The organism is Chitinophagales bacterium, from assembly GCA_040877935.1.
GTDB lineage: Bacteria > Bacteroidota > Bacteroidia > Chitinophagales > CAIOSU01 > JBBDNB01.
This window is the reverse complement of record JBBDNB010000046.1, coordinates 61,836-69,465: the sequence shown is the minus strand read 5'-3', so window position 1 is coordinate 69,465 and position 7,630 is coordinate 61,836. Positions and strand designations below refer to the sequence as shown.

Genomic DNA, 7,630 nt, shown 5'->3' with positions numbered 1-7,630 from the left:
CATTGGTCAGATCGTTGTAATCCCCGCTAAAGCCTTCGGGCAATTTGACAAAACCTCCATCTTCCAAGTAAACAGTATCGTTGGAAATGGAAATAACCTGATCGTCAGTACCCACCGAATCCAATACCACAAAACCTCCATCGCTTAAAAAAAGCGTATCTCCTGAAATGAAAATAGTTTGCAGTTCGTTGGTACTGTCGCCATCCACACCTTTTATATTTCCCAGATAAATAGAATTTCCATCCTGGATCGAAAGAGTGTCGTTATTGAGGGAAAGCGTTTGGTCATCGGTATCTATTGTTCCAGAAGGAAGTATAATACTGCCGCCATCGCTCAGGAAAATGGTATCGCCAGAAATTGAAATGTTTTGCAATTCGTTGGTAGAATCTGTATCCAAACCATCAACTAAACCTGCCAGGTTTACTATAGCAGAATCCCCGTCATTGATAGCTATGGTCAGTACTGTTCCATTGATAAAACCTTGCAGGTTTTGTAACTCATTAGTAGAATCATTGTCTGATATATCACCTATTGACACATAATTCGCATCATTCACAAACGAACTCACATTGGTCGGGGCATTGGTCAGATCGTTGTAATTCCCGCTAAAGCCGGCTGGGAGTTTTATAAAACCGCCATTGCTTAAGAAAACAGTATCGTTGGAAATGGCCAAAACCTGCGCATCTGTATTATCCAAATAAGGAGAAATATCTACCCCAACTCCATCTTCAATTAAAAGAGAGTCATTACTGATACTCAAATTCTGATCATCGGTATTTACTGTAGTCGATGGTAAAATCGCAAATCCGCCATTGCTCAGAAAAATAGTATCATTTGAAATCGAAATAGTTTGCTCGTCCGTATTTAAATATCCAGATAAATCAACACCATTTCCATCTTCTATAAAAAGGGAGTCGTTTTGCAAAAACAGATTTTGATCATCAATTCTCGGAATATTATTAATTATAAAAGAGTTGCCATTGCTCAGGGTCACTGTATCTCCCACCACTTTAAAAATTTGGAATTCATTGGTGGGATCCGTATCAAAATCATTACTTGCAAATTCCGCAGTTTTTGAATGCAGCGCATAAGGCACCGAAATAAATTGAGAACTACCAATAGTTGTATAATTATTACTTCGCTCTATATCAATTCCTACTTCCAGCCAGTGTTGGTTGCTTGCCCAATCAACATCCGAAAATACACCCAAAATAGGCGTTCCTCCTCCAATTACAATGTTTACAAGTCCAAACTTATTGGTGCTCGTGGCATGTTCCTCTTCATACACAACAGTGCCACTTACCGATCCGCTCAATATTCTAAACCGGATATCTATGGGTCGGTTGACAATTATATTACCACTTGAATTCCTGATAACGGCTTGGTAATTAATTGAATCGGGAACCTGTGCGCTAAGATTGAAAAATAAAAACAGGAGGAGACTGAAGAATACTATTAAACATCTCATTTTCTACTGATTTAAGTGCTTGTAAAAACTGGAATGGATGCTATGTAAAAGCATAACCATCCTATCAAAATCTAAGATAAACTAAAAAAACTATTTATAGTATAAATTAAGTCAAAATAATACCGCCTTAAAACAAGGATACTTACATTAATACATAAGAATATGATGTGTTTTCCAATGCATCATCATGAATCAGGCTCCATTTTTCAAATCCTTCTCCAGCAAATCCTGTAAAGCATCGGGCAGCTCCGGCTTCAGATTGACCAGCTTTTTATAAAATGGGATAAGAGATAGTGCTGCTAAAATCACTGCCATACCAAATGCAAATACACCCAAACCACTCGTCCCTCACTGGTGATAAAGGCATTGGAAATAAGTGCCACAATAATAATCCTAAACAATACATTCATGGTCATAAACACACTGCTACTGCGCCCAATAAGCTGATTGGGAATGTTTTTGAAAAAATAAGTCACGCGCATAATGCGAATACCCGCATTACATAACCCCAGCAGGAATGTCACCAAAGAGGTTTCCTTTATAACATGATAAGTTGTTGATTTTCAAATCTTCTGATTATGCAATAAGAAACTATTGTATAATTCCGGTTTAAGTATTTACACGACTCATAAATATGAGCAATTGAAATTATTAACTGTTAAAAAGGTTGACTTTATGCATTAAGCAGCGTATATTGTTATTGATTTTTTATATAAAAATTTATCGCATGAAATATTTTTACACTTATTTAAATTTTACCTTACTTTTTTTATTTTCATTTTCAGCTTATTCCCAAAAAAACGTGGGAATTGGAGAAGCTTTACCGGGCACAAAACTTGAAATTAAGGGCGATGCTGGAACAGACCTTTTGAATGTCAAAGATCAAAGCGATGTATCCCGGCTATATGTAAAAGAAAACGGAAATGTAGGAATTGGGACGCCCGACCCTACTGAAAAACTTCATCTGAGAGGTAGTTCTACCACAACAGGCTATCCCACAATTAGATTGGAAAACACTTCCGGCCACACCTGGCATATCTGGCCCATCGATGGCAATGATTTGCGCATCAGGGATGTAACAGACAATGAGGATCGGCTTACTATAAAAGGAGTTACGGGACGAGTAGGTATTGGAACAACGAACCCTGGCTCAAAACTTGAAGTACACGATGCTACGGATATTATTGCAAATTTCAAACGTACCAATGGTCCAAGTGTAGGCATCTCACTAGAAGGGAATAATGGAGATTTAACACGAATTTATGGTGCTGACAAAGCTTTTCGCATATTTCATACGCCCTTTGGTGGTACAAGCACAGAAGTTTTTACAATAGAACGAAATGGCAATGCAAATTTAACAGGAAGTCTTTCATTACAATATGGTACTGCCGTTAATGAATTTTCCATCGATGGTACATTGGGAGGAAATAGTGATAATGCCCTGCCTACCGAACAGGCCGTGAAAACATATGTGGATGCTTTGGTTGGAGATAATACACATTGGGATAAGGATGGAAATAATATCTACAATAATAATTCCGGAAATGTGGGTATTGGAACACCTGATCCTGAAGAAAAATTAAATATTAGCGGAAATGCTAGGATTTCCAATCAATTGTTTATAGGAGATGAGTTTTCAAATAAAGGTGTAGGATCAATTCAAATAAGAAAAGAAGGGGCGAGTAATGGTCTTACTTTTTGGACGGAGACTACGGGTATTACAACCAAAAGAATTTGGATAGACGATGCTACTGAAACAATGCAATTGACACATGGTGCTGTAGCAGGTGAAGGCTTGGTGATCGACAACCAGGGAAATGTAGGAATAGGCATGGTAAGCCCTGGTTATAAGTTGGATGTTGCTGCAGGTAATGGTGGTATTCGAATTGGACCCAATAGTTCTTTTGGCGAAGATCTGATATTAGGCGGCTGGGCGACTTCTTTCTCAAGCGCGCGGGTAGCTACTTCAAATGGAAATTTACATTTAGATTCAAAAGGAGGCAGTAATCACATTTATTTAAACCACTATCATTCAGGAAACATATATCTAGCAGCAGGAAGTACCCAGGGACAAGTTGGTATTGGGACACCTTCTCCAAATTACAAATTAGATGTTGATGGAACGGGGCGTTATACAGGGCAATTGACTATTCCACTCTTACCCTCAGCTCCTGCTCATGCTGCTTCTAAAGATTATGTAGATAACCAAATAGCCGGTACTGGAGATAATTTGGGAAATCATACTGCAACGACCAATATAAACGCTAGCGACTTTGAAGTACAGAACGTAAGGGCGATTCAGGGAAAAGACTGGGATGATAATTCAGGCGGTACGGACAATAAATATCGCTTGCTGTTTAGGGATGGGGCACATATGTTTTATAATGGAGGTGTGGCTATAGGTTCTTATGGAAATGGCACTTGGGCGGATCTTGCAGATGGAAACCTGATAGTGAAGGGCAATGTGGGCATAGGCACTACTAGTCCTTCGGCATCAGCAACGGCCAACACGGCAGGTAGCCCGGTGCTTCAGATAGGCGATAATTCGGGAACACCCGAAATCAGACTAGCCGGTGCCAATTCCATCGGGACTTCCAGTAAGATTGTATTTGACAATAGCAGTACTGGAGACGGAATGAGCATCATCTTCAACTCGAATAATAGCGCTACTTACGGGCCAGATGGGTTTATTTTTATGGATGAGAGCAATGATAACCCAAGAATGAAGATCAATAGAGATAACGGTCATGTGGGTATAGGCACTACCTCGCCATCTACACAATTAGAAGTAATTAGCAGCACAACCAGCACTAATTCAGTTGCCATCAGGGCAGAAAAAGAAGGAAATGCTGGTGGAAGTAACTACCACACAGGTTTTATAGGAAGGGCTTCTGGCCATACCGATGGGGGCTGGTACAGAGGAGTATATGGTAATGCTACAAGGGCTACTGCCGATACCGATGGACGCACATATGGTGTTTATGGTGTGGCAGGAAATGCTACCTCTGGATGGAACTACGGGGTTTATGGATATTTAAGCGGAGATAATAATGGTGCTGCGGTTTACGGTTCAGTAAAGGACTTTACAACATGGCCTGATGTAAATACTGGGGGAAAATGGGCAGGGTTTTTTAATGGTGATGTGAATTTGGAAGGCGGTCTTGGAATCGATGGCAATAAAGGTAGCAATGGACAGGTATTGACCACTGATGGTACGGGTGTATCCTGGAGTGACCCCAACAGCTTGGTAGATGACGAAGAGGATCCTACATGGAATGGAGATGCTGATGATACTGGAGATATTAGTAGGGATGGAAAAGTTGGTATAGGCACTGCCAGTCCAAAAATCAAGGTACATATAGAAGAAATCTCTGGAGGAGGTTTGCTTAATTTTAGTAATCCCGAGAATGGAGATGTTTTGGTTATTGGCTCTACAGATATTGGCGATGGAGAAAGCCAAAGTTGGTTTGCGCCTGCTGAAGGTGGAAACTGGAATTTTGATAAGCAGTTTGGCTATCGGCCTGATTACGCTTCTGATGGTTCATGGTATTTTGACAATGGAGTAGTTATGGCCACTGAAACTGGAAATGTGGGTATTGGTACTACTGACCCTAATGCAAAATTACAGGTAAATGGAGATGTACAAATCAATGGTATTACAGATTATAGCTACAGTGCATTCAACGGTGCTGAAATTCCTTTGAGTATTTGGGATAACAACGATTCTTACCCCTACCAAAAGATGATAGTAATGAGAAATCATCACAATAGCTCAGTTTCTGGTCTTAGAAGAATGGGGATGGCTTTTCATCTTTCAAGAGATAATACTACTGGGGAAAGCAACAAGATGGGAGCAATTACAGTAGAATCTGAAAGTGCATACAGCAATAGTCCGTCCCTTAATTTATGGACGAGTAACAGCAAGCGCATTACTGTTCTAAGCAATGGTGATGTCGGTATTGGACTAGACAATCCCAATTATCAATTACAATTAAGTACAAGCGATGCCGCTAAAGTGGGCGGTGGAAGCTGGATAAATCCTTCTGATAAACGATTGAAAAATGATATTAAAAATTACGATGAAGGTTTAGAAAAATTATTGAAAATTCGCCCTGTAAAATACAAGTATAACGAAAAGAGCGGCTTTGAAACAAATGAAGAACACATAGGTGTAATAGCACAAGAACTCAAAGAAGTAGCTCCATACATGGTTGGTGAGTTTGAACAAGATGGGGAAAAATATTTGGACGTTAACAATTCAGCTATGACCTATATGCTGATTAATGCAGTGCGTGAACAGCAACAAATGATCCAAAACTTTCAAAATAAAGTAAAGAAACAGGAATCTGAAATCACTGCCCTACAATCAGAGCGCTGTGCTATTGAACAAATTCAATCTGAAAACCAGCAATTGAGAAAAGAAGTAGAGGAAATTAAGGAAATGTTGATGATGAGTGCCAATGCTAAGTAACTTTCAAGTTCAGCGTAAATAACGGTCAGACGGCTATTTGCAGCTATCTAGTAGCCGTCAGACCGTTTTCGATAATCAGTCATCGCTTACTTTACACAGGCTTAAACTGCTCAAAGACTTCTTCACAATCGTAGCAAATGTGGATGGCGCGGCAAAGGGTGGGGCCAAAAGGGCTGTTCATAGTTGTATTGGTGCTGCCACAATGGGGGCATTCGGCTTTTTCGAGGTCTTCGCTTTCCATTTCACCTTTGTGCTTGCGCGGTGGGGCAATACCAAATTCCAGCAATTTCTTTTTCCCTTCTTCCGTAATTAAATTACTGCTCCAGCTTTTGTCGTAATTTACCACTACTTCTACTTTTTTCACATCGAGTGATTCCACGGCTTTTTGCACTTTGATTCTCATAAAATCAATGGCCGGGCAACCGACAAAAGTGGGGGTCATTTCAATGGCCACAAAATTGGGTTCAGGAATTTCTATTTTAGTGATGATGCCCAGCTCTAATACAGACAAAGTAGGTATTTCAGGATCTTTTACTTCCTGTAACTTTTCTTTTATTTGTTTTTTATTTACCATTCTGCTGAAGGATCAATTCGAAAGACTTCTGTCATTTCTTCAAGCATGGGCGCCAGGTGCTCTGTGTGTTTCCCTTTTCTTCCCCCATATTGGGCTTCTGTTGTTTCGGGCAAATTTAAATCGGCTGCATTCAAAACAGCTTCAATTTTTTCCAGCCACTGCGCCTTTAATGCTTCTTCTCCCACAAACACTTGATCATTGATTAAAGTTTGTTCATCTATACCGGGTTCGAAAATTCCCAGTGCATAGGGAAACAGCTCATTTAAAGCATTTTGCATGCGCGCATTACTTGATTCATTGGCCTTACCCAGTTTCTTTACCCAGGTATCTCCGTGCAGCACATGGTATTTCAGTTCGCCCTTAATTTTTACGGCCAATTTTGCCAAAGGAGAAAAACTCGATTCTTTCAGATTCAAATACCTGAGATATTCTGCATGGTCAAAAAGGAAATGTCGCATCAAGCTGAGATCATATTCCCGGTTGGGCAATTGTACCAAGTGGCAGCATTTGAACAATTTTTCCTCGCGATTGAATGCCAGATGGTCGGGTTCTGCTTCCCCGAATTTCTCGTGCAATATTTTGTACAAAGCATAGGCATGTCCGATTTTATCCTGCGCCATGGAAGAAAAGGCAATGTCTTCTTCCAGCACCGGGCCGAGGCCCGTCCATTCGGAATTTCTGTGCCCCAGGATCAAAACATCATCTGCCATTCGGTACAATAGGTCTATCGTTGGATTCATAGGCTTGTTTATTTCTCTTTTGCAGATGCAGTTTTAAATGCTTGAATTCGATCCCTTACTTTGTAAATACCTGCCTCGCGATGCTGCTTGTCTGGTATATTTTCGAACATATCTTCATCTTCAGTTCTAAAAGCAAAAACCTCTGAGGATTTTACAACCCACATATTTACACAGGCAATTCTGCGTCCAAATTGCTCTTTGGCAAAAACCAGTGCCATTTCCGGATCCGGGGCATGTACAGAGCCCACATGTTCGTGGTGTTTGCCTCTTTTGCTTTGTTTAAAAACTTCAAAGGTGCACCAATATTCATTCTCTCCGACATTGGCCTCGTGAGGCAATTCAAGTCGGTTAATTCTCGGGTCAAGTGATTTCATAGT

At 40.3% G+C, this 7,630-nt stretch carries 7 protein-coding genes; 1 reads left to right on the top strand and 6 read right to left on the bottom strand.

All coding sequences use genetic code 11. The annotated features are described in order from the left end of the window. The 3 genes from WD048_13035 to WD048_13025 form a co-directional block, all read right to left on the bottom strand. On the bottom strand, positions 1 to 1,468 hold a 1,468-nt coding region (locus WD048_13035; GenBank protein MEX0813136.1), incomplete at its 3' end, for a hypothetical protein. 192 nt (positions 1,469 to 1,660) lie between these two features. Further along, positions 1,661 to 1,783 carry a hypothetical protein gene (locus tag WD048_13030; GenBank protein ID MEX0813135.1) on the bottom strand — a complete coding sequence of 41 codons (123 nt, stop codon included), beginning with the start codon at positions 1,781 to 1,783 and terminating at the stop codon, positions 1,661 to 1,663. Then, a complete protein-coding gene (locus WD048_13025) occupies positions 1,774 to 1,992 on the bottom strand; it encodes a hypothetical protein (protein MEX0813134.1) in 219 nt (72 codons plus the stop codon). The genes WD048_13030 and WD048_13025 overlap by 10 nt, the downstream gene beginning before the upstream one ends. A 203-nt stretch (positions 1,993 to 2,195) precedes the next feature. Between WD048_13025 and WD048_13020 the strand changes: the two genes are divergently transcribed. Continuing rightward, positions 2,196 to 5,939, top strand: a complete 3,744-nt coding sequence (locus WD048_13020) for a tail fiber domain-containing protein (protein ID MEX0813133.1) — start codon at positions 2,196 to 2,198, stop codon at positions 5,937 to 5,939. Between the two features lie 91 nt (positions 5,940 to 6,030). Here WD048_13020 and paaD read toward each other — a convergent pair whose 3' ends face one another. Genes paaD through WD048_13005 form a run of 3 tightly spaced genes read right to left on the bottom strand, consistent with a single transcriptional unit; the run spans position 6,031 to position 7,627 of the window. Next, a complete protein-coding gene (gene paaD / locus WD048_13015) occupies positions 6,031 to 6,513 on the bottom strand; it encodes a 1,2-phenylacetyl-CoA epoxidase subunit PaaD (protein ID MEX0813132.1) in 483 nt (160 codons plus the stop codon). After that, complete coding sequence (gene paaC / locus WD048_13010; protein ID MEX0813131.1) at positions 6,507 to 7,253, bottom strand: 1,2-phenylacetyl-CoA epoxidase subunit PaaC; 747 nt, start codon at positions 7,251 to 7,253, stop codon at positions 6,507 to 6,509. Before paaC ends, paaD begins: the two co-directional genes overlap by 7 nt. 8 nt (positions 7,254 to 7,261) lie before the next feature. After that, positions 7,262 to 7,627 (bottom strand): 1,2-phenylacetyl-CoA epoxidase subunit B, encoded by a 366-nt coding sequence (locus WD048_13005; protein MEX0813130.1) that lies wholly within the window; start codon positions 7,625 to 7,627, stop codon positions 7,262 to 7,264. Between the last annotated feature and the right edge of the window lie 3 nt (positions 7,628 to 7,630).